This is a genomic window from Burkholderia sp. Bp9016 (genome assembly GCF_003857765.1).
Taxonomy (GTDB): Bacteria; Pseudomonadota; Gammaproteobacteria; order Burkholderiales; family Burkholderiaceae; genus Burkholderia.
In genome coordinates this window covers 22,294-45,664 of the sequence record NZ_QTPY01000021.1, presented here as the reverse complement: position 1 = coordinate 45,664, position 23,371 = coordinate 22,294, and the positions used below count along the sequence as shown (strand labels likewise).

Below are 23,371 nucleotides of genomic sequence, written 5' to 3'. Positions count from 1 at the left end.
CCCATTCTCGCGAGCGGGCACTGCGCAGACGCTGACGCGTTCCGGGCAAGATGGTCAGTTGCGCGTGACGCCGCAGCGGGGCGTCGCCGAGGTTGCTGCGTTGGCGAGCGCGACCGGTGCCGCTACAGCTCGGCCGCCGCGGCGATCAGCGTGGCTTCGAGCGCGAGCGTCGAGCGTGATGCGGCCGCCGGACGATCGATCACGTATTCGAGTTCGCCGAGCTCGGGCAGCCCCGCGTCGAGCCGCGCGAGCCCGGCCGGAATCACGTAGCCGGCGAATGCGCTGACGCCGAGCCCCGCGCTCGCGGCCGCGCGCAGCACTGCGATGCTGCTGCTCACGACCGCGATCCGGTAAGGGCGGCCGACCGCCTCGAGCGATTCCAGCACGCGACGGCGCGACACGCTCGGCTCGGGATGCATCGCGAGCGGCAGCACGGCCTCGTGGCCGGTAATGCGTGAATCGGGGCCGGTGCACCAGTAAAGCGGTTCGCTGCGGATCACGCGGCCGCGCCGGCTGCCCGCGACCCGCTTCGCGAACACGAGATCGTGACGGCCTTCGTCGAGCGCGTCGAACAGGTCGCCCGACAACCCGGTCGAGATCGCGAGCTCGACTTCCGGATTGCGCTGCACGAAGCTCGCGAGCGCGGCCGTCAGGTGCGCGGACGCGAAATCCTCCGACATCGCGAGCCGCACCTTGCCTGACAGCGGCGGCCCGCACACCGACGTGACGGCCTCGTCCATCAGCTCGAGGATGCGCACTGCGTAGCGGAACAGCGCGTCGCCGTGCTGCGACAAGCGCACGTTGCGCGTGTCGCGCTCGAACAGCGGCCGGTCGAGCAGTTCTTCGAGACGGCGGATGTGCTGGCTGACGGTCGACTGCGACAGGCTCACGCGCTCGGACGCGGCAGTGAAACTGCCGGACTGGGCGACGGCGACGAAGCTGCGCAGCAGCTCGGGCGGTAATGGACGCATTGCTAAATCCACTGAATCGGTTTCGACAACTTCATAAATGGCCGGATTTTGCGGGGCTAGTATCGGATACGCCCCGATGCGGCTCGTGCAGACGGGGCGCAGCGGACGCGTAGCGCGTGTCGCGCCGCCGGCTGCATCGGTCAGTCTAAGGCATCCGGCGTCCGGCTCGAAACCGCATCATCCCATCGACCGCCCGAGAACGCGCTCGCACGACGAGCCGCCGGGCCGCGGCGCACCGCCGCAGGAGACAGAGTGTCCGCGCTCGGGATCGGCGCGGCGGGCCCCGTCTCCCGCAGGTGTCAGGCGCCCGTCACGAAGAGACTGGAGACGACTCATGATCATCTACGGAACCGCGCTGCTGGCGTTCTGCCATCTGGCCGGACTATTCCTCGGCGACCTGCTGGGCACCGCGATCGGCGTGAAGACCAATGTCGGCGGCGTCGGCATCGCGATGCTGCTGCTGATCTGCCTGCGTTTGTGGCTGCACCGGCGCGGCTGGCTGCCGAAGGAAACCGAGGCCGGCGTCGGCTTCTGGGGCGCGATGTACATCCCGGTCGTCGTCGCGATGGCCGCGAACCAGAACGTCGTCGCCGCGCTGAAGGGTGGCCCCGTCGCGCTGCTGGCCGCCGTCGGCGCGGTCGCGATCTGCGCATGCTGCATCGCGGTACTCGTGCGCACGGGGCGCGACGATACGGCCTTCGCGGGCGTGCCGCAATTCGAAGAACAGTGACGGAGGCCGCAATGCTGCAGATGCTCGAAAAAACCGTCGCCCACAACGGGCTCGTCGCGTCGTTCGCGCTGGTCGGCCTGATCATGTGGCTGTCGTCGATCGTGTCGCGCAAGCTCACGTTCGGCCGCGTGCACGGCTCCGCGATCGCGATCGTGATCGGTCTCGCGCTGGCGTACGTCGGCGGCGCATTCACCGGCGGCGAGAAGGGGTTGGCCGACGTGCCGCTGTTCGCGGGCGTCGGCCTGATGGGCGGCGCGATGCTGCGCGATTTCGCGATCGTCGCGACCGCGTTCGAAGTGCAGCCGACCGAGGCGCGCAAGGCCGGCCTCGTCGGCGTCGTGTCGCTGCTGCTCGGCACCGTGCTGCCGTTCATCGTCGGTGCGTGCATCGCGCGCGCGTTCGGCTACACCGACGCGGTCAGCATGACGACCATCGGCGCGGGCGCCGTCACCTACATCGTCGGGCCCGTTACGGGCGCGGCGATCGGCGCGAGTTCCGACGTGATCGCGCTCAGCATCGCGACGGGGCTCGTCAAGGCGATCATCGTGATGGTGGGCACGCCGGTCGCAGCCAACTTCATGGGCCTGAAGACGCCGCGCTCCGCGATGATCTTCGGCGGCCTGGCCGGCACCGTGAGCGGCGTGAGCGCCGGGCTTGCCGCGACCGATCGCCGGCTCGTGCCGTACGGCGCGCTGGTCGCGACGTTCCATACCGGCGTCGGCTGCCTGCTCGGGCCGTCGGTGCTGTTCTTCACGACGCGCGCGCTGGTCGGCGCGTAGCCGTCCGCGTCCGGTTCGGGCGGCCCGCGCGTGCAGCCGGCAGGCGCGGCCCGTAGCGGACCGCATCCATCGCGGCGTCCTCTGAGTCGCATTCGTCAACATCATCAATCGGCGGCGGCGCCAGGCTTAGAATGCCGCTGAACCATCGAAGCGGGAGAACTGTTCATGACGGGATGGAATCACGCGCGGCAGGCGCGCGATGCACGCCTCGCGGCCGGCGCGGCGTACGCGCAGGGCAAGCGGGTCGATGCGCGCGACACCGTCGCGCTGCTCGAAGCGGTGCTGCGGCCCGGCGACCGCGTTTGCCTCGAAGGCGACAACCAGAAACAGGCCGACCTGCTCGCAACCGCGCTTGCCGACGTCGACAGCGCGAAGGTGCACGATTTGCACATGGTGCAGTCGGGCGTCGTGCTGCCCGAGCATCTCGACGTGTTCGAGCGCGGGATCGCGAAGCGGCTCGATTTCGCGTATTCCGGCCCGCAGTCGCAGCGGATCGCGAAGCTGCTGTTCGGCGGCAAGATCGCGCTCGGCGCGGTGCACACGTATCTCGAGCTGTTCGCGCGCTACTTCATCGACCTCACGCCGCAGGTTGCGCTGATCGCGGCGGTCAGCGCCGACGCCGACGGCAACCTGTACACCGGCCCGAACACCGAGGACACGCCGACCGTCGTCGAAGCCACCGCGTTCAAGGACGGCATCGTGATCGCGCAGGTCGACCGCATCGTCGACAAGGTGCCGCGCGTCGACATTCCCGGCGACCGCGTGCATTTCGTCGTCGAGGCCGGCAGGCCGTTCTACGTCGAGCCGCTGTTCACGCGCGACCCGGCCGCGATCACCGAGACGCAGATCCTGACCGCGATGCTCGCGATCAAGGGCATCTACGAACCGTACGGCATCAAGCGCCTGAACCACGGGATCGGCTTCAACACGGCCGCGATCGAGCTGCTGCTGCCGACCTACGGCGCGAAGCTGGGGCTGAAAGGCAAGGTCTGCACGCACTGGGCGCTCAATCCGCATCCGACGCTGATTCCCGCGATCGAATCGGGCTGGGTCGAGCAGATCCACTGCTTCGGCTCGGAAGTCGGGATGGACGACTACATCCGCGCACGCTCCGACGTGTGGTTCACCGGCCCCGACGGGTCGCTGCGCTCGAACCGCGCGTTCTGCCAGACCGCCGGCCTCTATGCATGCGACATGTTCATCGGCTCGACGCTGCAGATCGATCTGTCCGGTCATTCGTCGACGGTCACGGCCGAGCGGATCGCCGGCTTCGGCGGCGCGCCGAACATGGGCAGCGACGCGCGCGGCCGGCGCCATCCGAGCGAGCCGTGGCTGAAGGCCGGCGCGCAAGCCGACCCCGACACGCCGGCGGCGCTGCGGCGCGGCCGCAAGCTGGTCGTGCAGATCGGCGAGACGTTTGGCGACAAGAACGTGCCGATGTTCGTCGAGAAGCTCGACGCGCTGAAGCTCGCCGACAAGCTGCAGCTCGATCTCGCGCCGATCATGGTCTACGGCGACGACGTCACGCACATCGTCACCGAGGAAGGGATCGCGAACCTGCTGATGTGCCGCGACAAGGACGAGCGCGAGCATGCGATTCGCGGCGTGGCCGGCTATACGGAAGTCGGCCGCGGCCGCGACAGGAAGATGGTCGAGCGCCTGCGCGAGCGCGGCGTGATTCGCCGTCCGGAGGATCTCGGCATCGATCCGCTCGACGCCGACCGCCGCTGGCTCGCCGCGCGCTCGATCAAGGATCTCGTGCACTGGTCGGGCGGCCTGTATGCGCCGCCGGCCCGGTTCCGCAACTGGTGAGGAAGAGGGCATGGAACAGTTGAACTACCGCTTCACCGCGCGCGAACGCGCGAAGGGCGAACTGGCCACGGCGCTCGTCGGCGTGGTCGCGTCGGGCAATCTCGAAGTGCTCGTCGAGCGCGTGCTGCCGGGCAACGAATGCGAGATCGACATCCGCACCGCGGCGGTCGGCTTCGGCGCGGTATGGCAGGCCGTCGTGTCGGACTTCGTCGAACGGCGCACACCGGGCGGCCTGAAGCTGTCGATCAACGACGGCGGCGCGCGGCCCGACATGGTGTCGCTGCGGCTCGCGCAGGCTGTGCGCGCGATCGAGGGGGACGCATGATGACCGACGTGATTCACGATGCACCGGCGTTCGTCGCGAACGGCGCGAGCTGGTACGAAGCGTCGGCGCGCCAGCGCGTCGACGGGCTGCTCGATGCGGGCAGCTTCACCGAATTTCTCGGGCCGGGCGAACGCGTGACGAGCCCGCACCTGCCGCTGTTCGGCCTGCCGCAGCAGTTCGACGACGGGATGGTGGTCGGCCGCGGCCGGCTCGACGGCCGGCCCGTGTTCGTCGCCGCGCAGGAAGGCCGCTTCATGGGCGGCGCGTTCGGCGAAGTGCACGGCGCGAAGCTCACGGGGCTGCTGCGCGCGGCGCGCGAACTCGGCATGCCCGTGCTGATCCTGTTCGATACGGGCGGCGTGCGGTTGCAGGAAGCGAACGCGGGCGAGCTGGCGATCGCCGAGATCATGCGCGCGCTTGTCGAAGCGCGCGCGGCCGGCGTGCCGGTGATCGGGCTGATCGGCGGGCGCGCGGGCTGCTACGGCGGCGGCGGCCTGCTCGCTGCGTGCTGTTCGGCGCTCGCGGTGTCCGAGCAAGGGCGCATCAGCGTGTCGGGGCCTGAAGTGATCGAGACCAATCGCGGCGTCGAGGAATTCGATGCGAAGGACCGTGCGCTGATCTGGCGCACGATGGGCGGCAAGCACCGCCGCCTGATCGGCGGCGCGGATCGCTACGTCGCGGACACGCCCGACGCGTTTCGCGCGGCTGCGCTCGAACTGCTCGGCCGTGCGCCGACGTTCGATGCGGCGATGCTGCGCGCGGAGCAGGCGCGTCTCGAAGCGCGCATCGAACGGTTCGGCGCATGCAAGGATGCGCTCGACGTGTGGCGCGCGCTCGGCGCGGACAAGGCGGAAGCGATTCCGGGCATGCCCGACGACGAATTCGCGAAGCTCGCCGACCAGTTACAGGAGCCGAAGCATGACGCTCGATGAAGTACTGACCTCGCTGTTCCCTAAAGGCCATTCGATTGGGCGAACCGGCAGCCTGCTCACGGGCCACGCGGAACTGGCCGGCACGCGCGTCGACGTGATCGGCGTCGCCGACCGTTTGCAGTTCGGCATCGACGAAGCCGTGACGCTCGCATCGCACGTGCTCGACACGATCGAGCGCGGCGGCGACACGCCGATTCTCGTGCTGGTCGACAGCGACAGCCAGCGGATGAGCAAGCGTGACGAGCTGCTCGGGCTGAACGAATGCCTGGCGCATCTCGCGAAATGCCTGATGCACGCGGAGTTCGCCGGGCACCGGACGATCGGCCTGCTGTACGGCCATACGGCCGCGGGCGCATTCATCGCGACCGCGCTCGCGACGCGCACGCTGCTCGCGGTGCCGGGTGCGGAACCGGAAGTGATGGACCTGCCGTCGATGTCGCGCGTGACGAAGCTGCCGATCGACGTGCTGAAGGAGATGGCGCGCTCGACGCCGGTGTTCGCGCCGGGGCTCGACAACCTCGTGAAGATGGGCGCCGTGGACGCCGTGCTCGATCCGGCCCGCGCGCTCGACGCGCAGGTGGGCGAATGGCTCGGCAAGCCGGCGGAGCGCGTCGATGGTCGTGCGGCGCGCGGGCGGCCGGTCGCCGCCGATGTCGCGAAGCGCGTCGAGGCACTTGCGCGTGCCGCGCGCTGACATACCGCTGCGCCGCCACACGCTCGTCACGCTGACGGCGTTCGGGTGGCGCGACGCGGGTGCACGCGATCCGGCGCTCGCGGCCGATCCGCTCGTACAGGCGTGGTCGGCCCGCGGTTGGCCGCTCATCGTACGCCGCGCGTCGCCGGACGAAGCCGATGCCGGCCGCGTGCCGCTCGGCTTGCCGTTGCCGCCTTCCGCGGGCAAGCGGCGCGTCGCGCTGAACGTCGCTGCCGACGCGCTCGCGTCGGTCGGCCCGCTGCCTGCACTGGCCGGCGTACTCGCCGCCGCGCCCGGTGCATGGCGCGCGCCGTTGCGCGAGCTGGACGCGCTCGGCGCGCGCTGCGGCGTGCAGGGCCGCGTGTTCGGCAGTCTCGCGTGGCAGGCGCTGACGGGCGAGCGCTATCTGAGCGAATCCTCCGATCTCGACATCGTCTTTCCGCTGCCGGACGCCGCCTCGCTCGCGCCGTTGCTCGACGGGCTGGCCGACATCGACGCGCGCGCGCCGATGCGCATCGACGGCGAGCTGCTGCGCGGCGACGGCGCGGGCGCGAACTGGCGCGAGCTGCATGCGCGGCTGCCCGAAGTCGCGGTCAAGACCGCGATCGCCGTCGAATTGATGTCGGCCGACGCGTTCACGGGAGGCATGCAATGAATGCCTGGGCGGCTTGCCGCGCACCGGCGCCGTCCGATGCCGAGCGCATCGCCGGGCTTGCCGAGCGCAGCCTTGTGCTGGAAATCGAGACCTATCCGAAGCCGGGGCTCGTCAGCCACGTCGATAGCGGCAGCCATGCGGACATGGATGCCGCGACGTTCGAACGCAGCGCGGCCGTCTTGCGGCCGTACTTCGCGGAACTGGCCGACGCCGGCGCACGCGACGCGGAGATGACCGTGCTGCGCAAGATCGGCCTGCGTGCGGAACACGCGATGCTTGCTGCGACCGGCGGCGTCAATACGCATCGCGGCGCGATTTTCGGGCTGGGGCTGTTGTGTGCGGCCGCGGGCCGCCGCATGGCGTCCGGCACAACGGCCCCGGCCTGCACGACGACGCTCGGCGCATGGGTCGCGCAGCGCTGGGGCGCCGAGATCCTGGGTGGCCCGCGGCTACCCGACAGCCACGGCGAGCGTGCGAGCCGTCGCTATGGCGTGGGCGGCGCACGCCGCGAGGCGGCCGGTGGCTTCACGACCGTTTACCGCGTCGGATTGCCGGCACTGCGCCGCGCGCAACGCGGCATGCCGGGCGACGCGCACGCCGCGCGCGTCGACACATGCTTCGCGCTGATCGCCGCGCTCGACGATACGAATTTGCTGCACCGGGGCGGTCAGGCCGGCCTCGATTTCGCGCGGGCGACCGCACGTGCGTTCGTCGCGCGCGGCGGCGTGCGTGCCCGCGACTGGCGGTTGCACGCGATCGCGGCGCACCATGCGTTCGTCGCTCGCCGGTTGAGCCCGGGCGGCGCGGCGGACCTGCTGGCGATGAGCGTGTTCGTCGATGCGCTCGAAGCCGACGGGGAGGGGCGATGACGCTGGCGATCCTGTGTTCGGGGCAAGGCGCGCAGCGCGCCGACATGTTCGAATTGACCGGCACGGCGCCGCAGGCCGATGCGCTGTTCGTGCACGCCGGCCGGCTCCTCGGCGACGATCCGCGCAACTGGGTGCGGACCGCCGCACCCGACGCGCTGCGCGAGAACCGCGTCGCGCAGATTCTCTGCACGGTGCAGGCGCTCGCTGCGACCGCGCTGCTCGACGCGGTATGGCCGCGCCGTCGCTGCGTCGCCGGTTACAGCGTCGGCGAAGTCGCGTCGTGGAGTGTCGCGGGGATGATCGATCCGCACGACGCGCTGGACCTGGCCGATGCGCGTGCACGCGCGATGGATGCGGCGAGCGGCGGCGGCGAGCGGATGGCATTCGTGCGCGGGCTGACGCGCGCGCAGCTCGCGCAGCTGTGCGACGGCCGTGATGCGGCGATCGCGATCGCCAATCCCGGCGACGCGTTCGTGGTTGCCGGGTGCCAGGCCGACGTCGACGCGGTGGCCGACGATGCGGCGCGCGGCGGTGCGCTGCGCGTCGCGCCCGTCTGCGTGCGGATCGCGTCGCACACGCGCCGCCTCGCCTCGGCGGTGCCCGCGTTTCGTGCGTCGCTGGCTGCGGTGAACGTGCGCCGGCCGCTGTCGGGCACGCGGTTGTTTTCGGGGGTCGACGGCGCATCGGTGCTCGATGTCGACGCGGGGCTCGACAAGCTCGCGCGGCAGATCGCGGAGCCGGTCGAGTGGGCGGCTTGCCTGGCCGCGTGCGTCGAGGCCGGCGCGACCGCGTTTCTCGAACTCGGCCCCGGCCGCGCGCTGGCCGAGATGGCGAGCGGCGCGTATCCGGCGCTGCCGGCGCGCAGTGTCGCGGATTTCCGTTCCGTCGACGGCGTCGCGAACTGGCTGGCACGCGTCTCGGCCGGCTGACGGGCGGTACGCCGGCACTGCCAAAACACCGCGAAACGGGTTCGGAAATCGGGCCCGAAACAGCCCGGTCACCGGCCGTCGCGCGCTGTGTGTTGCGCCGGCGCAGCAGCGTTGCAGCCGGCGCTTGCCACGCGAATTGGTGTCGCTACAATGGCGCCCGCCATGAGACCAGTCGTTTTCCTTTTCGCCGCGCTCGGCTGCGCCGCGACCGCCCACGCCAGCCCGATTCCGTCCGACGCCGGATCGGTCGGCGCATACTTTTCGTATGACAATGCGGCGGCCGATGCGACTGTCGACTTGATCGGGCAGGCACAGCGCCGCGTGCTGCTGGCCGGCTACGCATATGTGCCGCCCGCGGTCGCGGCGGCGCTGCGCGCGGCGCGCGCGCGTGGGGCCGAAGTGCGTGTCGTGCTGGTGCGTTCGTCGCACGCCGGCAAGTACAGCGGTGCGGGCTATCTGAAATCGGCCGGCATCGACGTGGCGATCGATTCGCGGCATGGCGACCCTGCGCCGCGCTTCGTGATCGTCGACGACAGCGTCGCGCTCACGACGCTGTCCGACGGCGCTGCGGCGCATGCGGAAACGGTGAACGTGTTCCAGCGCGCGCCGGAGCTCGCCCAGTCGTATGCGCAGTCGTTCTGGCGGCTGTACCGGCAGGCGGCCGGGCTCTGACCCGTCGCAACCGCAGGCTCGAACGAACAGCGCTTCAAGCTCCCGCCTTTCTTCAACCCAAGCGGCATCTCGCCGACGCGGTTGCGACCCCGCTTGCATCGGCGTGGCCGATGCACCATGCTCGTTGGACAGGCGCCGGTGCGGGCTTCGCGGATCCGGCGTCACGGCAGGGAGCCGATCGTGACCGAGTATTTTGCCGATCGTGCGGACGCGGGCCGCCAGTTGGCCGACGCGCTGCACGACTATGCGGGGCGTCGTGACGTCGTCGTGCTCGCATTGCCGCGCGGCGGCGTGCCGGCCGCATTTCCGGTCGCCGTTGCGCTGTGCGCGCCGCTCGACGTGCTGGTCGTGCGCAAGCTCGGTGCGCCGTCCGATCCCGAATTCGCGATGGGCGCGATCGCGACCGGCGGGGCGGTCTACCTGCAGCACTCGGAGATTCGTGCGCTGGGCGTGACCGGCGCACAGCTTGCCGGCGTGATCGCGCGCGAGACTGCCGAACTGCAGCGCCGCGATGCGCTGTATCGCGGTGCCCGGCCGCCGCTGCCGGTCGACGGCCGCATCGCGATCGTGGTCGACGACGGCATCGCGACCGGCGCATCGATGCGCGTCGCGCTGCAGGCGCTGCGCGAGCGCCATCCGGCGCGCATCGTGGTCGCCGCACCCATCGCGCCGGCCGGCGCGCGGCATGCGTTCGGCGGTCTCGCCGACGCGTTCGTGACGGTGTCGCAACCGCTGCGGTTCTGCGGGATCAGTCAGTTCTACGCGCGTTTCGAGCAGACCGAGGACGACGAAGTGCGCGCGCTGCTCGACGCGGCCCGCGCGCGGGGCGATGGCGCTACGTTCGCCTGATCCCGCGCCGGCGCGTTCCGGCGCGCACGGCCTCGGCCAGCGCGAACACGCGCTGCAGTGCCGGATGGACGTCGCCGCGCCAGCGTGCGCCCGTGAACAAGCCGTAGTGGTCGCATGCGGCGATATCGATGCGGTGACGTTCGCCGGCCGCGAGGCCGCGGCACATATCGAGTGCCGCGTGCGTCTGTCCCGCGCCGGTGACGGCGTCGCACGCGCCTTCGACGGTCAGGAGCGCGACACCGCGCAGCGCGGCCGGCTCGACGCGCCGGCCGCCCACCTCCCACGTGCCGTTCGCCAGGCACATCCGCTGGAACACGATATCGACGGTATCCAGGAAGTACTCGGCCGGCATGTCGAGCAGCGCCGTGTATTCGCGCAGCGCGCGCCGCGCATCGGCCAGCCCCGTCATGTCGAAGTGCGACGCGGCGCGCGCGTAGTCCTCGATCAGCAGCATGAAGCGCTGCGGATAGAGCAGCGCGATCTCGCCTTGCTGAAGATAGGTCGGGAACACGTGCCGACCGTGGCCGGGAAAGCAGGGCGGCACGATGTCGATCAGGTGGCGGCGACACCACGTCAGCGAACGGGACGCGGCGGTGGTGCCGAGCGTCGTCGGATTGACGCGCGCGTCGAGCGGGCCGCCGATCAGCGTGATGCTCGCCGGCGGCGGCAGGCCACGCGCGGCGCGCAGCGCGAGGGCGCCGAGCGCGGGTACGGTCGCCTGGCATATGGCGACGACGTGTAGCGGCCGGTCGTTCTGTACGAGCGCATCGACGAAGCCGTCGAGCGTCGCCACGTACTCGTCGAGCCCGAAGCGGCCCGACGCGACCGGGATGTCGCGCGCATTGACCCAGTCGGTCACGCACACGTCGCCGTCGGCCAGCAGCGTCTCGACGCTCTCCCGCATCATCACCGCCGCGTGCCCGGCGAGCGGCGCGCACAGCAGCACCGTGCGCAGCGCGTCCTCGCGCGCGAAGCGCCGCAAGTGACAGAACGGCGTGCGCGCGACCAGCCGTTCGTCGACCGCCGGCCGCCGGATATCGAAGCGCGGCGGTCTGGCGGGCGGCCCGAGCAGCGGCTCGAACAGGTCGTCGTAGCACGACGACGCGGTGTGCGGCAGCGTCGCGGCCGGCCACGCATCGAACGCGTGACGCGTTGCCGCGCGCCATGCGCGCATCCATTCCCGCTGCTGCTCGACGACGGCATACCACATGGAGAACCTTGATGCGGAAGAGGCGTGAATCTGCATTATGGCCACTCCAGACGCGCAGCGGGTGCCGGATACGTGACCGAATGATGTGGGTTAAACGTCGTCGTGCTAGGCGGTGTCGCGCGGCGCTGCTACAGTCGTCGGTCCCATTCCCTCAAGCGGAGCGTTTACGATGAAGCTGATTGGCATGCTGGATTCCCCGTTCGTGCGCCGTGTCGCCATTTCGGCGAAGCTGCTCGACCTGCCGTTCGAACACGAGTCGATCTCGGTGTTCCGTCACTTCGACCGGTTCCGGACGATCAACCCGGTCGTCAAGGCGCCGACGCTTGTGACCGACGACGGCACGAAACTGATCGACTCGTCGCTGATCGTCGACTACCTCGACCATCGCGTCGCGCCGGAGCGGCGCCTGCTGCCCGACGCCGCCGATGCGCGGCTGCGCGCGCTCGTGCCGGTCGGCTTCGCGCTGGCGGCGGCCGAGAAAACGGTGCAGGTCGTATACGAGCAGGCGCTGCGGCCGGCCGACAAGCAACACGCACCGTGGCTCGAGCGCGTGTTGAGCCAACTCGAGGGCGCGTATGGCGAACTCGAGCCGCTCGTCGCGGCCGCGAGCGGCTGGCTCGGCGGCGCGCGCCTGCTGCAGTCCGACGTGACGGTGGCGGTCGCGTGGCGCTTCACGCAGTACATGGCCGCCGAGTATCCGGCGCTCGGCCGGATCGATCCGGCACGTTATCCGGCGCTCGCAGCACATTCGGCGCGTGCCGAGGCGTTGCAGGCGTTCGTCGAGACGCCGCTGGACTGAAGCCGGCGGGTGGCTGCCTGCTTTCGTGCGACGCCGCGCCGGGAAGTGCGCGTTGCATCGGTCCGTTTGCGCTGCCGAGCCGGCCGCTCGTCGCCCGTTCGGCCCCGCCGGACAAAGGAATCGTCGATTGTTCGCAGCTCCCGACAAGTGACTTCGCATTCGCGCTGTTTATCCGGACGAGTCCCGTCCCTAGAATCCACTCCATCGAATATGTATTGCCTGATGGAGCCGATGATGAGAGCGCTGATCGAATCGAGCCTGTACCACCCGTCCGTCGTGTTGCCGCTTGCCGCGCTGACGCAGTTGATGGTCGAGCGCGATTTCAATCTGAGCCAGGTCGGGCTGATCGTCGCCGCGCGTGGCGCGCAGGCCGCGGTGTCGCGCTCGCGCGCGCTGATCTTCTGCCGTCACTGCGAAGCGCACGCATGAGCGTGCCTCTTCCGTGCATATAAAAAAACCCGACCGGCGCAAGCCGGTCGGGCGGATCGGATTCGATCGAGCCCCGGCTTCGGCCGGGGCTTTTTCATTGTCGACGTTCAGGCGCGGGCGGGCGACCCGACGCTGTAGATTTCCGCGGCGTCATCCTCGCGCAACTGGCGCACGAGCTGGTGTGCCTCGCGGCGCGACGCGACGGCCGGCGGCGAGCCCTTGAGCGGCTGGCGCGCGGTTTCGGCGAGTGCGACGACCGACACGATGCCGATCACGGCGGCGCCCATCATGTAGTACGCGGGCATCATCAGGTTGTGGGTCACGTCGACGAGCCAAGCGGTGACGAGCGGCGTCGTACCGCCGAACAGCGACACCGACACGTTGAAGCCGATCGCGAGCGCACCGTAGCGGATTTCGGTCGGGAACAGCGCCGGCAGCGCCGACGGCATCACGCCGGTGAAGCACGACAGCAGCACGCCGAGGATCAGCAGGCCGGCGAACACCGACGCGGTGGTGCCCGCATGGATCAGCAGCAGCGACGGGATCGACAGCACGAGCAGGCCCACGCAGCCGGCGAGCATCACCGGCTTGCGGCCGATCCTGTCCGACAGGCGGCCGGCGGCGAGCGTCAGCGGCATCATCAGCACCATCACGATCAGCACGAGCACGAGGCTGTGCGACTCGTCGAAGTGTAGCGTTGACGACATGAAGCTCGGCAGGTACGACAGCACCATGTAGTCGGTCACGTTGAAGATCAGCACGAGGCCGACGCAGAGCAGCAGCGCGCGCCAGTTGCGCATCAGCGTTTCGCGGAAACGCGTCTTCGGCACGGCCTTGTCCTGCGCTTCGCGCTCTTCGGCCTGGCGCTTGAACGCGGGCGTTTCCTCGAGCTTCATCCGGATGTACAGACCGATCAGGCCGAGCGGGCCCGCGATCAGGAACGGCACACGCCAGCCCCACGACAGCAGCGCTTCCTGCGACAGCGACGCGGTGAGCAGTGCGACGACACCGGCGCCCATCACATAGCCGATCAGCGTGCCGAACTCGAGGAAGCTGCCCATGAAGCCGCGACGCTTGTCGGTCGAGAATTCGGCGATGAAGGTGGCTGCGCCGCCGTATTCGCCGCCGGTCGAGAAGCCCTGCACGAGGCGGGCGACGAGCAGCAGGATCGGCGCCATGATGCCGATCGACGCGTAGCTGGGGATCAGGCCGATCGCGAAGGTGCCGACGGCCATCATGATCATCGTGGCGGCGAGCACGCGCTGACGGCCGATGCGATCGCCGAGCGGGCCGAACACCATGCCGCCGAGCGGGCGCACGAGGAACGCGGCCGCGAACGTGCCGAAAGTCGCGAGCAACTGCGCGGACGGGCTGCTGGACGGGAAGAACACTTTGCCGAGCGTGACGGCGATGTAGCTGTAGACGCCGAAGTCGAACCATTCCATCGCATTGCCGATGGCCATCGCGCTGACGGCGCGCTTGAGCAGGCTCTGGTCGACGACGGTAATGTCGTCCGCGACGAGCGGGGCCTCGGCGGACGACGGGGAGGAAGAAGCAGCGGTCGGGCTGACGTGTGTTGCGGTCAAGGTCATGCACTCCTTTGACTGCGCCGAACGGGCGGGCCGTCCGACACGGTTTGCCGGCAAGCGCGATGTCGCGTGCTGCGCGTCGGGGCAAGCCTTTAAGCACTTACTGCACATCGGGCGGCAAGAAGCTGCAAGGGACTGCTTCGACGCGGGCCCGATGGGCCGTCGCGACGGTGCGCTCATGAAGAATGGGCCGCGTGATGCGAGCGGCAGATGCCGGTGCGGACCAATGTCCGGCGTTCCGGCAAGCGCCCCGGAGGGGCAACGAAACGAGAAAAGCGGGCCTGTCGGGCGGGCTTTCCTGTGGATGCAATTTCGGTCGAAGTACCGGCCCGCAACGCGCGGACGGACTTCTTTCGAAATCGAATAGACAGAGATTGAATGTTGAAACAGGCGACATGATAGCACGATGACGGACGATCGCGCAAATTGCCCCGGAATCCCCCGTGTGGTGGGGCTTCCGGGGCGACCGGCTCCGGTATGATCGGCGGCGTGCGGCGGGGTCGCGCCGCCCTCGGGACGGGGGCCGAATCTGCGAGGAACCGGATGACCGAACTGATGAAGATCGCGGCGTTGTTCGCCGTCACTGCGCTGGCCGAAATCGTCGGCTGCTACCTGCCGTGGCTCGTGCTGAAGGGCGGACGGCCCATGTGGCTGCTGGTGCCGGCCGCGCTGTCGCTTGCGTTGTTCGCGTGGCTGCTGACGCTGCATCCGAGCGCGGCGGGGCGCACGTACGCAGCGTACGGCGGCATGTACATCGCGGTGGCGCTGATCTGGCTGCGGGTCGTCGACGGTGTCGCGCTGACCCGCTGGGACGTGGCTGGCGCGGTGCTCGCGCTCGGCGGGATGGCCGTCATCGCGCTGCAGCCGCGCGCGTGAGCGCGGCTGCGGGCGTGGCCGGCGTGGCGCCGCGTCAGGCGGCCGCGGCGGTGTCCGCGTCGGCGCTCTTGCGCCACACGCAGGTGCCCTTGACGGACTTGTCGAGCTCGTCGAGCTGGGTCTGGTGCGCGGCGAGCTCGTCGTCGCTCGCGGCGAGAACGGGCAGGTCGAGCGACGCGAGCGATACGCGCTGGCCGTTCGCGGCAGCGCCGGCAGCATCCACGTCGTCGAGCATGTCGATCACGAGGCTGTCCTGGCCGCGCGTCATCGCGAGATAGACCTCGGCGAGCAGCTCCGAGTCGAGCAGTGCGCCGTGCAGTGTCCGGTGTGCGTTGCTGATGTCGAAACGGTCGCACAGCGCGTCGAGCGAGTTGCGCTTGCCCGGGAACATCTGTTTGGCCTGTACGAGCGTGTCGATCACGCCGCCGCAATGCTCGGTGAACGGCGGCAGGCCGAGCCGTGCGAATTCCGCGTCGAGGAACCCGAGGTCGAACGGCGCGTTGTGAATGATCAGCTCGGCGCCCTTCACGAAGTCGCGGATCTGGTCGGCGACTTCGGCGAATTTCGGCTTGTCGCTGAGGAATTCGGTCGTGAGGCCGTGCACCGCCAGCGCGCCCGGGTCGCTTTCGCGCTCGGGGTTCACGTAGATGTGCAGGTTGTTGCCGGTGAGCCGCCGGTTCAGCAGCTCGACGCAGCCGATTTCGATCAGGCGATCGCCCGTGCGGGGATTCAGGCCGGTGGTTTCGGTATCGAGAATGATCTGGCGCATGTCAGGTAAATCGGGAAAGACAGTAGGGCGGCCTGGGCTCAGGCCGTGAGCGATTCGACGCCGCGATTCGCGAGTGCGTCCGCGCGTTCGTTTTCGGGATGGCCGGCGTGGCCCTTCACCCAGCGCCACTCGACCTCGTGCTGCGCGACGAGCGCGTCGAGCCGCTTCCACAGGTCGGCGTTCTTCACCGGCGTTTTCGCCGCGGTGACCCAGCCTTTCTTCTTCCAGCCGTGGATCCACTCGCTGATACCTTTCTGCACGTATTGCGAGTCGGTATGGACGATCACGCGGCACGGCCGCTTCAGCGCCTCGAGCGCGGCGATCACGCCCATCAGTTCCATGCGGTTGTTGGTCGTGTCGGGCTCGCCGCCGAACAGTTCCTTTTCGCGGTCGCCGTAGCGCAGCAGCGCGCCCCAGCCGCCAGGGCCGGGGTTGCCCTTGCAGGCGCCGTCGGTATAGATGTCGATGGTGTCGGTGGTCATGAGTGTTCTTGATGGGTGGTCGGGGTGGCCGCCGGCGTCAGGCCCGGCGCGAGCACGGGCTTCTTCTTCCTGATCTGGCCGACGAGGCGCATGCCGCGCACGCGCTTGACGGCCGTGACCATGTAGACGGCGCCGAAGATCGGCCACCAGCGGTCGCCGGCGGCTTCCATGAAGCCGTAGCGGGCAAGCCATTTGTCGGTGACGAGGGGCGGACGGTAACAGCCGAACCGGCCGCGCTCCAGATCGAAGCCGAGCAGCTTGATCCAGTCCTTGAGCCGGATGAACGCGATCTGGTCGCGCGCGGCCGGCACGAACGGCCGATTGGCCATCCGGCCGAACGATTGCCGCATCCCCCACAGGCTCAGCGAATTGAAGCCGGTGATCACGAGCTGGCCTTCCGGCATCAGCACGCGTTCGGCCTCGCGCAGCAGGCGGTGAGGGTCGGACGTGAATTCGAGCGTGTGCGGCATCACGATCAGGTCGACGCTTTGCGACTCGAACGGCAGGTCGAGCAGATCGCACCAGGTTGTGCTGCGATCGGCCGGCGCATGCTCCGGCGCGTGCGCTTCGCGCGCCCACGGGTACTGGTACGGCGCGCTCGCGCCGCTCGCCGGATCGAGCACGAGCCCGCGATACGGCATGCGGTTCTCGCGCAACGCGTCGAGCTGCGGCAGCCCGAGCTGCAGTGCGTGAAATCCGAAGACGTCGGACACGATCCGGTCGAGCTGCGCCTGCTCCCAGCCCAGTACGTAGCGGCCGGGCGGCGAGTCGGTCCAGGCGGGCCAGTCTATAATTTGTCGGTCAGACATAACGATGATTGCGCGCCCATGAACGAGCTGGAATACGTGCCGGTACCGGCATTCGAGGACAACTACATCTGGCTCGTCTCGGACGGCTGCGATGCAATCGCCGTCGATCCGGGTGAAGCCGCGCCGGTGCGTCGGGTTCTTGCCGAACGCGGCTGGCGGTTGACCGCTATTTTACTCACGCACCATCACGCCGACCATGTCGGCGGTGTCGCGGCACTGCGCGATAGCCAACCGGACGATGTGCCGCTGACCGTTTACGGCCCGGCGGCAGAAGCGATCGGCGTGGTCACGCAGCCGCTCGCGGGCGGCGATCGCGTGACGCTCGACGCGCCCGCGCTCGCCTTCGACGTGCTCGACGTGCCGGGTCACACGCGCGGCCACATCGCATACTTCCAGGCGGCGGGGCGGGGCGCCGCGACCCCGCATGTGTTCTGCGGCGATACGCTGTTCTCGTGCGGTTGCGGCCGCCTGTTCGAAGGCACGCCCGCACAGATGCTCGCGTCGCTCGACGCGCTCGCGGCGCTGCCGGGGGACACGCGCGTGCATTGCGCGCACGAATACACGCTGTCGAACATCCGCTTCGCGCTCGCGTGCGAGCCGGGAAACGCGGCGCTCGCCGCATGGCGCGACGATGCGCAGGCGCTGCGCGCGCGCGGCGTGCCGACCCTGCCCACGACGATCGCGCACGAGCGCGCGGTGAACCCGTTCATGCGGGCCGGCAGCGATGCGATTCGTGCGACGCTCGAAGCCGAGCTTCACGAAACGGTGCCGGATCGCCTCGCGGCCTTCACGCTGATGCGCGAGTGGAAAAACCGTTTCCGGTGACGCATTCCGGAGGACTCCAAAGCTCAGGTTGTATCTGTAAAAATTGCTCCAAATGTAGGATTTCGCTGAGTTTTCGGTGTTTTTATTGACGTGAAGCACGCACTTCCGTAGTATCGCCTGCAATTTCCAGCCGTCGGAAGCCGAGATTTTCATGCGACTTATATTGAGCGCGCTGATGGTCCTGCTACTCGCCGCTTGTGCGAGCCAGGGCCCTGTCGCGAACAACGCCGCCGATTCGCAGGCGACGTCCACCTACCTCCGTAAATCAGCCACCGCCAAAGAAACTGTCGATGTCGACAAGCAATCCGTCGGCGACCTGACCAGTGCAGACACCGATCTCTGGGCGCGCATTCGTCGCGGCTTCCAGATGCCGGATCTGCAGAGCGACCTCGTCGACATGCAGACGACGTGGTACACGCAGCGCCCGGATTACGTGCAGCGCATGACCGAGCGCTCGCAGAAATATCTGTACCACATCGTCGAGGAACTCGAAGCGCGCCACATGCCGACCGAGCTCGCGCTGCTGCCGTTCATCGAATCCGCGTACAACCCGCAGGCGCTGTCGGTCGCGAAGGCGGCCGGCATGTGGCAGTTCATGCCGGGCACGGGCCGCACGTACAACCTGAAGCGCAACATGTGGCAGGACGAACGACGCGACGTGCTCGCGTCGACGAGCGCGGCACTCGACTATCTGTCGCGCCTGCATGACATGTTCGGCGACTGGTATCTCGCGCTGGCGGCGTACAACTGGGGCGAGGGCAACGTGCAGCGCGCGATCGCACGCAACCAGGCGGCCGGCTTGCCGACCGACTACCAGAGCCTGCGGATGCCGAACGAGACGCGCAACTACGTGCCGAAGCTGCAGGCGGTGAAGAACATCATCGCGAATCCGCAGCAATATGGCCTGACGCTGCCGGACATTCCGAACCACCCGTATTTCGTGACGGTCACCACGTCGCACGACATCGACGTCGCGGTTGCCGCGAAGCTCGCGAACCTGTCGCTCGACGAGTTCCGCTCGCTGAACCCGTCGTTCTCGAAGCCGGTGATCCTGGGCGCGACCGAGCCGCAGATCCTGCTGCCGTTCGACAACGCGGCGGCGTTCGAGAAGAACCTGAAGGCGTACAACGGCCAGCTGTCGTCGTGGACCACCTACACGGTCAGCGAGCGCGCGCGCCCGGCTGCGATTGCCGAGAAGATCGGCGTCGACGCCGATACGCTGATGTCGGTCAACAAGATTCCGGCCGGCATGCGCCTGAAGCCGGGCTCGACGATCGTCGTGCCGCGCAGCGACGACGACGACGAGGACATCAGTGCGGATGTGGCGGAAAACGCCGTGCTCGCGATGGAGCCCGACGTGCCCGACACGCGCAAGATGCTGATTCGCGTGCGTCGCAAGCAGTCGATGGCGGCGCTTGCCGGCCGCTACGGCGTGTCGGTCGGTCAGCTGAAGGCATGGAACCGCACGCACCGCGATCTGGTGATGCCGGGTCAGGCGATCGTGTTGCACGTGCCGGTCGGCCGCGCGGTGCCGGCCGAGCCGGGTCCGGAGCGGATCGCGACGTCGGTCGGCGGCGCGCATATCGAGCGTGCGAGCCTGTCGGTCGGCGGCAAGTCGCGCGGCACGAAGCACGGTGCCGCGAAGCCGGCGGCCCGTAACAAGGCGGCTCCGACGAAGGCTGCGCCGGCCAAGGCTGCACCGAAGGCTGCCACCCACAAGGGCAAGAAGAAGTAACGCGATACAATCGCGTCGCGGCAGTCCGGCCGCGCCACGCGACGCGCACTGTCATTCGACGAAACGCGAAGCAACGCCGTCACCGAGGTGACGGCGTTTTCGTTTGTGCGCGGCGCGAGCCGCTGCTTCACCGGGTTCGGAATAACAACAGGAGAGAGAGGATGTCGTCGGTGCAGGTGAGGGTACTCGCGCTGTTTGCGCTCGGGTATTTCGTGTCGTACGTGTTTCGTGGCGTCAATCTCGGCTTTGCGCCGTTCGTCACGCACGAACTCGGGCTGTCGGCGGCCGATCTCGGGCTGCTCACCAGTCTCTATTTCCTCGGCTTCGCGGGCGCGCAGATTCCGGCCGGCGTGCTGCTCGACCACTTCGGCCCGCGCCGCGTGACGGCCGGCATGCTGCTGTTCGCGGCGGCCGGCGCGGCGGTATTCGGCGTCGCGCACGATCTCGGCACGATGATGATCGGCCGGCTCCTGATCGGTGTCGGTGTCTCGGTATGCCTTGGTGCGGCGTTCAAGGCGCTCGCGCAGCATTTCCCGGTTGGCCGGCTGCCGCTCGTCAACGGTCTCGTGATGGCCGTGGGCGGCCTGGGCGGTGTCGCGGTCGGCTCGCCGCTGACCTGGCTGCTCGGCTTGACGAGCTGGCGCGTAATCTGCGGCGGACTGGCGGTGCTGACGATCGCCGTCGCGGCCGCGATCGGTCTGGGTGCGCCGGAAGCCGAGCCGCCGCGCCACCAGGGCGGGCTCGTCAGCCAGTTCAAGGGTACGTGGCACATCCTGAGCAGCGGCGCATTCTGGAAGATCTCGTCGTTCTCGATCGTCACGCAGGGTGTGTTCTACGCGATGCAGTCGCTGTGGGTCGGGCCGTACCTGCGCGATGTCGCGGGGTTCGATGCGCAGCACGCCGCAGGGCTCGTGTCGGTGCTCGGCTTCGCGATGATGGCGGGCTGCGTCGGCTTCGGCGCCGCGGCCCGCGTGCTTGAGCGGCGCGGGGTGTCGGTCCAGGCGTTTTGCGGAGTCGGCATGGCACTGTTCGTCGCCACGCAGGTCGCGATCATCGCCCGCGTGCCGCTGCCGCCGGCCGTGCTGTGGGCAGCCTACGGAATGTTCGGCGGCGTCGGGATCCTGACCTACGCGGTGCTGGCCGGTCACTTCCCGGCTCAACTGATCGGGCGCGCGAACACGACGCTCACGCTCGTGATCTTCGTGCTGATCTTTGCGTTCCAGATCGGCATCGGCGCAGTGCTGTCGCACTGGCCGGCCGTCGACGGCCATTACCCGGTCACGGCGCACGTTACCGCGTGGAGCGTGCTGCTCGCGCTGCAGCTGGCGAGCGCGGTCTGGTATGTGTGGCCCGCGCGCCGCGCTGGCAAGCACGCCGATCCGGCGGTACGCTGACGGGTAGGGCGGTCGCGAAAAACGGGGCCGCAGCAACGCGTGCCGCGTGCGACTGACGCGGCGGCGCGCACGCCGTATTCATGATCGGACGGCCATATCGATTGAAGATAAGGTCATTTTCGGGCTATAATTTGAAAGTTTGTGCTGATCAACCTCGCACCCTAGCGCCTACCTCACTCATCCCGTTCATCCGCCGCACGCCGCCTGTCGGGCGACGCCGCGAAGCCTCATGCGCCACGCGCCGGGTTCGCGTCTCGACAACGCAGGTCGCGTCCCGCTAGCGATTCCGCGCGCCTACGCTGCGCGGCGCTCGCGCGGCAGGATAAACAGGTCGGCAGCAGGGTGTTCCCCAAGGAGCCTTCCGTGTTGCCGTCTTTTTCTCCCGCCTTGCTTGCACTCGCCGACGGCACGGTCTTTCGTGGTTATTCGATCGGGGCCGAAGGCCACACGATCGGTGAAGTCGTGTTCAACACCGCGATTACCGGCTATCAGGAAATCCTGACTGATCCGAGCTATGCGCGTCAGATCGTCACGCTCACCTACCCGCATATCGGCAACTACGGCGTCAACGCCGAAGACGTCGAAGCCACGAAAGTCCATGCCGCCGGCCTGATCATCCGTGATCTGCCCACGCTCGCATCGAACTTCCGCATGGACCGCACGCTGGGCGACTACCTGCGCGACGAAGGCGTCGTCGCCATCGCCGGCATCGACACCCGCAAGCTGACCCGTATCCTGCGCGACAAGGGCGCGCAGAGCGGCTGCATCCTGGCCGGCTCGGATGACGAGGCGAAGGCGATCGAGCTCGCGCGCTCGTTCCCGGGCCTCGCGGGCATGGATCTCGCGAAGGTCGTGTCGACCGCGAAGCCGTTCGAGTGGAAGCAGACCGAATGGCGCCTCGGCAGCGGCTACGGGATGCAGGAAGCCCCGAAGTACCGCGTCGTCGCGTACGATTTCGGCGTCAAGTACAACATCCTGCGCATGCTCGCGGAGCGCGGCTGCCACGTGACGGTGCTGCCGGCCGAGGCGAGCGCCGCCGACGCGCTCGCGCTGAATCCGGACGGCATCTTCCTGTCGAACGGCCCGGGCGACCCGGAGCCGTGCGACTACGCGATCGCGGCGACGAAGGAATTCATCGAGCGCGGCGTGCCGACCTTCGGCATCTGCCTCGGTCACCAGATCATGGGCCTCGCGGTCGGCGCCAAGACGCTGAAGATGAAGACGGGCCACCATGGCGCGAACCACCCGGTGAAGGATCTCGGCGACGGTCGCGTGGTGATCACGTCGCAGAACCACGGCTTCGCGGTCGACGCGGATTCGCTGCCGGCCAACGCGCGCGTGACGCACGTGTCGCTGTTCGACGGCACGCTGCAGGGCTTCGAGCTGACCGACAAGCCGGCATTCTGCTTCCAGGGCCACCCGGAAGCGTCGCCCGGCCCGCACGACATCGGCTATCTGTTCGACCGTTTCATCGCACTGATGGACGCGGCGAAGCAGCGCAACGCCTGACGCAACCGAAGCAACCGAAGAACGGGAGATTCGCATCATGTTCGGCCACGCACTCGGCATCACGGATATCTGGACCTACGTGTTCGGCGTGATCTTCATCATCCTGCTGCCGGGGCCGAACTCGATGTACGTGCTGTCGCTCGCGGCGCAGCGCGGCGTGAAGACCGGCTATCGCGCGGCCTGCGGCGTGTTCCTCGGCGACACGGTGCTGATGGTGCTGTCCGCCGCGGGCGTCGCGTCGCTGCTGAGGGCCAATCCGCTGCTGTTCTCCGTCGTCAAGTACGGCGGCGCCGCGTACCTGCTGTACATCGGCACCGGGATGCTGCGCGGCGCGTGGCACAAGCTGCGCACGCCGGCCGGCAAGCCGGCCGACGCGCCGCGCGCGGTCGACGGCGAGCGGCCGTTTCGCAAGGCACTCGTCGTGAGCCTCCTGAATCCGAAGGCGATCCTGTTCTTCATCTCGTTCTTCATCCAGTTCGTCGACCCGGCATTCCCGCATCCCGCGCTGTCGTTCGTCGTGCTCGGAGCGATCGCGCAATGCGCGAGTTTCCTGTACCTGAGCACGCTGATCTTCGCGGGAGCACGGCTCGCCGAGCATTTCCGTCGCCGCCGCAAGCTCGCGGCGGGCGCGGCGAGCAGCGTGGGCGGCCTGTTCATCGGTTTCTCGGTGAAGCTGGCGCTCGCCACCATGAGCTGAGCGCGGCCGCCGATCCGCGATAACGCCACGA

Annotated in this window: 25 protein-coding genes; 19 read left to right on the top strand and 6 right to left on the bottom strand. The window is 68.8% G+C overall.

Features of this window, described 5'->3' with window-relative positions:
• Window positions 1-122: 122 nt before the first annotated feature.
• Complete coding sequence (locus tag DIE13_RS23985) at window positions 123-971, bottom strand: LysR substrate-binding domain-containing protein (RefSeq protein WP_124829596.1); 849 nt, start codon at window positions 969-971, stop codon at window positions 123-125.
• Between the two features lie 334 nt (window positions 972-1,305).
• Here DIE13_RS23985 and madL point away from each other — a divergent pair, with 334 nt between their 5' ends.
• The 11 genes from madL (at window position 1,306) to DIE13_RS23930 (ending at window position 10,217) form a co-directional block, all read left to right on the top strand.
• Window positions 1,306-1,701, top strand: a complete 396-nt coding sequence (madL, locus tag DIE13_RS23980; protein WP_048242453.1) for a malonate transporter subunit MadL — start codon at window positions 1,306-1,308, stop codon at window positions 1,699-1,701.
• An 11-nt stretch (window positions 1,702-1,712) separates the two neighbouring features.
• Window positions 1,713-2,480 carry a malonate transporter subunit MadM gene (madM, locus tag DIE13_RS23975; protein ID WP_096502806.1) on the top strand — a complete coding sequence of 256 codons (768 nt, stop codon included), beginning with the start codon at window positions 1,713-1,715 and terminating at the stop codon, window positions 2,478-2,480.
• A gap of 165 nt (window positions 2,481-2,645) precedes the next feature.
• On the top strand, window positions 2,646-4,292 hold the full coding sequence (gene mdcA / locus DIE13_RS23970) for a malonate decarboxylase subunit alpha (RefSeq protein WP_124829595.1): 1,647 nt from the start codon (window positions 2,646-2,648) through the stop codon (window positions 4,290-4,292).
• 10 nt (window positions 4,293-4,302) lie between these two features.
• On the top strand, window positions 4,303-4,617 hold the full coding sequence (gene mdcC, locus DIE13_RS23965) for a malonate decarboxylase acyl carrier protein (protein ID WP_124829594.1): 315 nt from the start codon (window positions 4,303-4,305) through the stop codon (window positions 4,615-4,617).
• Window positions 4,614-5,549 (top strand): biotin-independent malonate decarboxylase subunit beta, encoded by a 936-nt coding sequence (locus DIE13_RS23960; RefSeq protein WP_124829593.1) that lies wholly within the window; start codon window positions 4,614-4,616, stop codon window positions 5,547-5,549. The genes mdcC and DIE13_RS23960 overlap by 4 nt, the downstream gene beginning before the upstream one ends.
• On the top strand, window positions 5,536-6,243 hold the full coding sequence (gene mdcE, locus DIE13_RS23955) for a biotin-independent malonate decarboxylase subunit gamma (protein ID WP_124829592.1): 708 nt from the start codon (window positions 5,536-5,538) through the stop codon (window positions 6,241-6,243). Before DIE13_RS23960 ends, mdcE begins: the two co-directional genes overlap by 14 nt.
• Window positions 6,230-6,898 carry a malonate decarboxylase holo-[acyl-carrier-protein] synthase gene (mdcG, locus tag DIE13_RS23950; protein WP_124829591.1) on the top strand — a complete coding sequence of 223 codons (669 nt, stop codon included), beginning with the start codon at window positions 6,230-6,232 and terminating at the stop codon, window positions 6,896-6,898. Before mdcE ends, mdcG begins: the two co-directional genes overlap by 14 nt.
• On the top strand, window positions 6,895-7,767 hold the full coding sequence (gene mdcB, locus DIE13_RS23945) for a triphosphoribosyl-dephospho-CoA synthase MdcB (protein WP_124829590.1): 873 nt from the start codon (window positions 6,895-6,897) through the stop codon (window positions 7,765-7,767). The genes mdcG and mdcB overlap by 4 nt, the downstream gene beginning before the upstream one ends.
• A complete protein-coding gene (mdcH, locus tag DIE13_RS23940) occupies window positions 7,764-8,696 on the top strand; it encodes a malonate decarboxylase subunit epsilon (protein ID WP_124829589.1) in 933 nt (310 codons plus the stop codon). The genes mdcB and mdcH overlap by 4 nt, the downstream gene beginning before the upstream one ends.
• Window positions 8,697-8,846: 150 nt before the next feature.
• Window positions 8,847-9,368, top strand: a complete 522-nt coding sequence (locus DIE13_RS23935) for a phospholipase D-like domain-containing protein (RefSeq protein WP_124829588.1) — start codon at window positions 8,847-8,849, stop codon at window positions 9,366-9,368.
• Between the two features lie 180 nt (window positions 9,369-9,548).
• The gene (locus DIE13_RS23930; RefSeq protein WP_244097733.1) at window positions 9,549-10,217 is read left to right on the top strand and encodes a phosphoribosyltransferase; all 669 of its coding nucleotides are present in this window, start codon (window positions 9,549-9,551) and stop codon (window positions 10,215-10,217) included.
• Here the strand turns inward: DIE13_RS23930 and DIE13_RS23925 are convergent.
• On the bottom strand, window positions 10,204-11,427 hold the full coding sequence (locus DIE13_RS23925; protein ID WP_124829586.1) for a polyhydroxyalkanoate depolymerase: 1,224 nt from the start codon (window positions 11,425-11,427) through the stop codon (window positions 10,204-10,206). The genes DIE13_RS23930 and DIE13_RS23925 overlap by 14 nt on opposite strands.
• 169 nt (window positions 11,428-11,596) lie before the next feature.
• Here DIE13_RS23925 and DIE13_RS23920 point away from each other — a divergent pair, with 169 nt between their 5' ends.
• Both DIE13_RS23920 and DIE13_RS23915 read left to right on the top strand, forming a co-directional pair.
• Window positions 11,597-12,226 (top strand): glutathione S-transferase family protein, encoded by a 630-nt coding sequence (locus tag DIE13_RS23920; RefSeq protein WP_124829585.1) that lies wholly within the window; start codon window positions 11,597-11,599, stop codon window positions 12,224-12,226.
• Window positions 12,227-12,457: 231 nt separating this feature from the next.
• A complete protein-coding gene (locus DIE13_RS23915) occupies window positions 12,458-12,655 on the top strand; it encodes a hypothetical protein (protein WP_096502972.1) in 198 nt (65 codons plus the stop codon).
• Window positions 12,656-12,762: 107 nt separating this feature from the next.
• Here DIE13_RS23915 and proP read toward each other — a convergent pair whose 3' ends face one another.
• Window positions 12,763-14,247, bottom strand: coding sequence for a glycine betaine/L-proline transporter ProP (gene proP / locus DIE13_RS23910; protein ID WP_124829584.1), 1,485 nt, complete (start codon window positions 14,245-14,247; stop codon window positions 12,763-12,765).
• Window positions 14,248-14,787: 540 nt separating this feature from the next.
• On the opposite strand from proP, the gene DIE13_RS23905 reads away from it, so the two are divergent.
• Window positions 14,788-15,120 (top strand): YnfA family protein, encoded by a 333-nt coding sequence (locus DIE13_RS23905; protein WP_124829583.1) that lies wholly within the window; start codon window positions 14,788-14,790, stop codon window positions 15,118-15,120.
• A gap of 34 nt (window positions 15,121-15,154) precedes the next feature.
• Here the strand turns inward: DIE13_RS23905 and dnaQ are convergent, their stop codons facing one another.
• From dnaQ to DIE13_RS23890, 3 genes are read right to left on the bottom strand one after another with little or no spacing between them, the layout of a single operon-like run.
• On the bottom strand, window positions 15,155-15,889 hold the full coding sequence (gene dnaQ / locus DIE13_RS23900) for a DNA polymerase III subunit epsilon (RefSeq protein WP_124829582.1): 735 nt from the start codon (window positions 15,887-15,889) through the stop codon (window positions 15,155-15,157).
• Window positions 15,890-15,927: 38 nt separating this feature from the next.
• Window positions 15,928-16,371 carry a ribonuclease HI gene (gene rnhA / locus DIE13_RS23895; RefSeq protein ID WP_096502780.1) on the bottom strand — a complete coding sequence of 148 codons (444 nt, stop codon included), beginning with the start codon at window positions 16,369-16,371 and terminating at the stop codon, window positions 15,928-15,930.
• Window positions 16,368-17,180, bottom strand: a complete 813-nt coding sequence (locus DIE13_RS23890) for a class I SAM-dependent methyltransferase (RefSeq protein ID WP_124829581.1) — start codon at window positions 17,178-17,180, stop codon at window positions 16,368-16,370. The genes rnhA and DIE13_RS23890 overlap by 4 nt, the downstream gene beginning before the upstream one ends.
• An 18-nt stretch (window positions 17,181-17,198) precedes the next feature.
• On the opposite strand from DIE13_RS23890, the gene gloB reads away from it, so the two are divergent.
• The 5 genes from gloB (at window position 17,199) to leuE (ending at window position 23,340) form a co-directional block, all read left to right on the top strand.
• Window positions 17,199-18,005: a hydroxyacylglutathione hydrolase gene (gene gloB / locus DIE13_RS23885; protein ID WP_124829580.1), complete on the top strand. Its 807-nt coding sequence runs from the start codon at window positions 17,199-17,201 to the stop codon at window positions 18,003-18,005.
• Between the two features lie 151 nt (window positions 18,006-18,156).
• A complete protein-coding gene (locus DIE13_RS23880; protein WP_124829579.1) occupies window positions 18,157-19,740 on the top strand; it encodes a transglycosylase SLT domain-containing protein in 1,584 nt (527 codons plus the stop codon).
• Window positions 19,741-19,901: 161 nt separating this feature from the next.
• Complete coding sequence (locus DIE13_RS23875; protein ID WP_124829578.1) at window positions 19,902-21,134, top strand: nitrate/nitrite transporter; 1,233 nt, start codon at window positions 19,902-19,904, stop codon at window positions 21,132-21,134.
• A 363-nt stretch (window positions 21,135-21,497) separates the two neighbouring features.
• Window positions 21,498-22,643, top strand: a complete 1,146-nt coding sequence (carA, locus tag DIE13_RS23865; RefSeq protein ID WP_124829577.1) for a glutamine-hydrolyzing carbamoyl-phosphate synthase small subunit — start codon at window positions 21,498-21,500, stop codon at window positions 22,641-22,643.
• A gap of 37 nt (window positions 22,644-22,680) precedes the next feature.
• Window positions 22,681-23,340 (top strand): leucine efflux protein LeuE, encoded by a 660-nt coding sequence (leuE, locus tag DIE13_RS23860; RefSeq protein WP_124829576.1) that lies wholly within the window; start codon window positions 22,681-22,683, stop codon window positions 23,338-23,340.
• Window positions 23,341-23,371: the final 31 nt, after the last annotated feature.

Bases quoted from the DNA above. Each gene is read 5' to 3' on its own strand.
- DIE13_RS23985 (WP_124829596.1), bottom strand. From the start codon at position 971: ATGCGTCCATTACCGCCCGAGCTGCTGCGCAGCTTCGTCGCCGTCGCC.
- madL (WP_048242453.1), top strand. From the start codon at position 1,306: ATGATCATCTACGGAACCGCGCTGCTGGCGTTCTGCCATCTGGCCGGA.
- madM (WP_096502806.1), top strand. From the start codon at position 1,713: ATGCTGCAGATGCTCGAAAAAACCGTCGCCCACAACGGGCTCGTCGCG.
- mdcA (WP_124829595.1), top strand. From the start codon at position 2,646: ATGACGGGATGGAATCACGCGCGGCAGGCGCGCGATGCACGCCTCGCG.
- mdcC (WP_124829594.1), top strand. From the start codon at position 4,303: ATGGAACAGTTGAACTACCGCTTCACCGCGCGCGAACGCGCGAAGGGC.
- DIE13_RS23960 (WP_124829593.1), top strand. From the start codon at position 4,614: ATGATGACCGACGTGATTCACGATGCACCGGCGTTCGTCGCGAACGGC.
- mdcE (WP_124829592.1), top strand. From the start codon at position 5,536: ATGACGCTCGATGAAGTACTGACCTCGCTGTTCCCTAAAGGCCATTCG.
- mdcB (WP_124829590.1), top strand. From the start codon at position 6,895: ATGAATGCCTGGGCGGCTTGCCGCGCACCGGCGCCGTCCGATGCCGAG.
- mdcH (WP_124829589.1), top strand. From the start codon at position 7,764: ATGACGCTGGCGATCCTGTGTTCGGGGCAAGGCGCGCAGCGCGCCGAC.
- DIE13_RS23935 (WP_124829588.1), top strand. From the start codon at position 8,847: ATGGCGCCCGCCATGAGACCAGTCGTTTTCCTTTTCGCCGCGCTCGGC.
- DIE13_RS23925 (WP_124829586.1), bottom strand. From the start codon at position 11,427: ATGTGGTATGCCGTCGTCGAGCAGCAGCGGGAATGGATGCGCGCATGG.
- DIE13_RS23920 (WP_124829585.1), top strand. From the start codon at position 11,597: ATGAAGCTGATTGGCATGCTGGATTCCCCGTTCGTGCGCCGTGTCGCC.
- DIE13_RS23915 (WP_096502972.1), top strand. From the start codon at position 12,458: ATGATGAGAGCGCTGATCGAATCGAGCCTGTACCACCCGTCCGTCGTG.
- proP (WP_124829584.1), bottom strand. From the start codon at position 14,247: ATGACCTTGACCGCAACACACGTCAGCCCGACCGCTGCTTCTTCCTCC.
- DIE13_RS23905 (WP_124829583.1), top strand. From the start codon at position 14,788: ATGACCGAACTGATGAAGATCGCGGCGTTGTTCGCCGTCACTGCGCTG.
- dnaQ (WP_124829582.1), bottom strand. From the start codon at position 15,889: ATGCGCCAGATCATTCTCGATACCGAAACCACCGGCCTGAATCCCCGC.
- rnhA (WP_096502780.1), bottom strand. From the start codon at position 16,371: ATGACCACCGACACCATCGACATCTATACCGACGGCGCCTGCAAGGGC.
- DIE13_RS23890 (WP_124829581.1), bottom strand. From the start codon at position 17,180: ATGTCTGACCGACAAATTATAGACTGGCCCGCCTGGACCGACTCGCCG.
- gloB (WP_124829580.1), top strand. From the start codon at position 17,199: ATGAACGAGCTGGAATACGTGCCGGTACCGGCATTCGAGGACAACTAC.
- DIE13_RS23880 (WP_124829579.1), top strand. From the start codon at position 18,157: ATGCGACTTATATTGAGCGCGCTGATGGTCCTGCTACTCGCCGCTTGT.
- DIE13_RS23875 (WP_124829578.1), top strand. From the start codon at position 19,902: ATGTCGTCGGTGCAGGTGAGGGTACTCGCGCTGTTTGCGCTCGGGTAT.
- leuE (WP_124829576.1), top strand. From the start codon at position 22,681: ATGTTCGGCCACGCACTCGGCATCACGGATATCTGGACCTACGTGTTC.